Source organism: Streptomyces beijiangensis (assembly GCF_017315755.1).
Lineage (GTDB): Bacteria > Actinomycetota > Actinomycetes > Streptomycetales > Streptomycetaceae > Streptomyces > Streptomyces beijiangensis.
Genome location: NZ_JAFLRJ010000493.1, coordinates 1 through 567 on the forward strand (window position 1 = coordinate 1; position 567 = coordinate 567).

The window sequence follows — 567 nt, forward strand, 5'->3', positions numbered from 1 at the left end:
GGCAGGGGGTCGAGCGGCAGCCGGGCCGCGACCCGGAACCCGCCGTCGGGCAGCGGACCGGTGTCCAGGGTGCCGCCGGTCAACCGTACGCGTTCCCGCATCCCGATCAGCCCGTGTCCGGTCCCCGTCGTCTCCAGTGGCGAACTCGTCGCATCGGAAGGACCGTTCACCACGAGCACCGTCAGGAAGGAGCCGTCCGAAGCCACCGACACCCGCGTCCGCGCCCCCGGCGCGTGCCGCACCTCCTGCACGATCCGGTACGCGGAGAGGTCCACGGCGGGCGGCAGCGCGCCCAGGTCCCCCGGCAGCGACAGCTCCGCGGGCACCCCCGCCCGTACCGTCGCCTCCACCAGCTGCTGCGCCCGCGCGATCCCCGGCTGCGGCGCCCGCTCGCCCTCCGTACCGTCGTTGCGCAGCACCACGAGCAGCCGCCGCATCTCCGACAGCGACTCGCGCGCGCTCGCCGCGATCGACCCGAACTCCTCGGCCGCCTCCGGCGAGAGCCCGGTCAGCCGGTACGGCGCCGAGTCCGCCTGCACGGTGATCACCGACATGTGGTGGGCGACC

Annotated in this window: 1 protein-coding gene; it reads right to left on the minus strand. The window is 75.1% G+C overall.

The window, feature by feature from the left end; genetic code table 11:
• On the minus strand, nucleotides 1-567 hold a 567-nt coding region (locus J0695_RS35770), incomplete at both ends, for a sensor histidine kinase (protein ID WP_242553622.1).